This window comes from Pseudoduganella ginsengisoli, assembly GCF_009720865.1.
GTDB lineage: Bacteria > Pseudomonadota > Gammaproteobacteria > Burkholderiales > Burkholderiaceae_D > Rugamonas > Rugamonas ginsengisoli.
The window spans coordinates 1-2,192 of record NZ_WNLA01000064.1 but is presented as its reverse complement, the minus strand read 5'-3'; the positions used below and the strand labels follow the sequence as shown (position 1 = coordinate 2,192).

1 protein-coding gene and 1 pseudogene are annotated in these 2,192 nt (G+C 61.5%); both read right to left on the bottom strand.

What is annotated here, in order from left to right:
- Positions 1-1,846, bottom strand: a 1,846-nt coding sequence (locus GM668_RS30195; RefSeq protein WP_155442681.1) for a secretin GspD/PilQ domain-containing protein, incomplete at its 3' end; no start/stop codon positions are given.
- Positions 1,846-2,192, bottom strand: a pseudogene (locus GM668_RS30725) (hypothetical protein); the annotation flags it as partial. The gene GM668_RS30195 and the pseudogene GM668_RS30725, both read right to left, overlap by 1 nt.

Sequence of the window (2,192 nt, the reverse complement as noted above, 5' to 3'; positions counted from 1 at the left end):
CCGGTGCGGCAGGCGCCGCCGGCACGCCCGGTTGCGCAGGCACAGCGGCAGGCGCGGCGCCCGGCAATGGCACGGGCTGGCGCACTACGGGATCCGGACGGCGGCGGAAGTTGCCTTCCGTACCAGCCGAGAATTCCGCTGCCGCCGCGTCCGGACGCTGCACATTGCGCACCAGGTGCGGCGTAATCGACAGCACGATTTCCGTCTTTTGCTTGTCATCGAGCTGGCTGCCGAACAGGCGGCCCAGCAGCGGCAATTCACCCACCAGCGGCACCTTGGAACCGGAACTGCGGTCTTCACTGTTGATCAGCCCGGCCAGCACCTGGTTTTCGCCATCCTTCAATTGCAGCATAGTGGATGCTTGCCGTGTGCCGATCTGGTATGCCTTGGTGCCGTATTTGGTTTCCACCTGGCTGACCAGGTTCGACACTTCCAGCGAAATACGGATACCCACTTCGTTGTTCAGGTAAATAACGGGTTCCGCATTCAACGTCAGGCCCACATCCACGTAGCTGACGGAATCGCTGGCAAAGCCGCCCGTGCCCGGCGACACGGTGGTGGTGATGACAGGCACCTTGTCGCCGATCAGCACCTTGGCTTTTTCCTTGTTGCGCACGCGGATGCGGGGATTGGCCAGCAAGTTTGCATCGCCATCGGTCTTGTTGGCAGTGATGGAAGCGTTGATGCCGGACAAGGCGATGGTGCGCTGGTTCAAGTGATTCAAGTCATTGACGGTCAATTGGTTGCCGCCAGACGTGATCAGCGGCGAGAACGTCACCTTGGTGGGCCATACGACGCCCAGCTCCATCAGGCGCGTGCGTTTGACTTCGAGGATTTCCACGTCCAGCATGACTTCCGGCTCCGCCACGTCTTGCAGCGCCACCAGTTTTTCCGCCAGGCGGATGGCTTCCGCGTTATCGCGCACGATCACCAGGTTCAATTTTTCATCGACCACCACGTCGCGCGATTTCAAGATCGTCTTCAAGGTGTTGGCCACGGACTTGGCTTCCGCATTGGAAAGGAAGAACGTCTTGACCACCATTTCCTGGTATTCCTTCAGCTTGGCCGCCACGTTCGGGTAGATCAGGATGGTATTGCCATCGAGGACTTGCTGTTCCAGCTGGTTCGTCATCAGCAGGTAATATACGGCGGCTTCGACCGTGGAATTCTTCAGGAAAATCGATGCCTTCTGGTCGGTTTTCACATCCTTGTCGAACACGAAATTCAACCCCGAGCGGCGCGCAATGACTTCAAACACTTGCTTCAGCGGCGCGTCGCGGAATTCCACCGTGATGGGCTGCTTGAACGCTTTCGACAAGCCCGTGTCGATCGTTGGCTGCACATTCTTTTCATTGACGTCGCGCAGCAGCTGGCGCGCCGCTTCGTGGCTGGGGCGTTCCGACAGCACGGCGTTGAGCTTTTGCCGGGCGCCTTCATAATCTTTTTTGTCCGCCTGTTCGCGCGCAGCGGCCACCATCTTGTCCTGGCGCTCCATTGCTTCCACGCTGCGCAAGCCCGCACGGCCGCGCTCATTGAGCGGATTTAAGGCCAGCACGCGCTGGTAGCCTTGCAGCGCCATGTCGCGCCGCCCCTCGGCCAGGTCGCGCTCCGCCTGGTCCAGCAGGCGCACTGTCGCGCGGTCGCGCACCTGCAAATACGCCGTCCGGTATTGCGGATTATTCGGATCTTTTGCGATGGCTTCCTGGAATTTCAGCAGCCCCGCTTCCACCTGGTCCTGGTCGACCAGTGCATTGCCCTCGCGGTATGCCTGCTGGGCGGCGCAGCCCGCCAGGGTCAGCGCCACCAGCGCCGTCAACGTGGACTTGTAAATCAATGTGCGGGACATCAGTCGGCTACTCCAATATTAAGCTGCTGGACCTGGTTCAGCGGCAGGTAAGTCAGTTTCATGACAGGCGGCGCAATTGCATCGACGCGGTACGCGCCGTCGAGCACCATTTGATTGCGCACGATCAGCGTGCGGTCCGGCCCGCGGGCGAGGAACACTTCCCACGCGCCATCCGATACGGCCTTGCCAATATAGGTGTAGGGCAGCGGCGGCGCCACGGGCGGCGGTGGTGGCGGCGGCTTCGGTGGCGGCGGGGGCGGCGGCGTGAAGCTTTGCGTGCCGAACATGCCATCCGCGCCGGCAAAGACGGCGTCGCCAGGCTCGCCAACCAGCTGCGCGCGCGGCA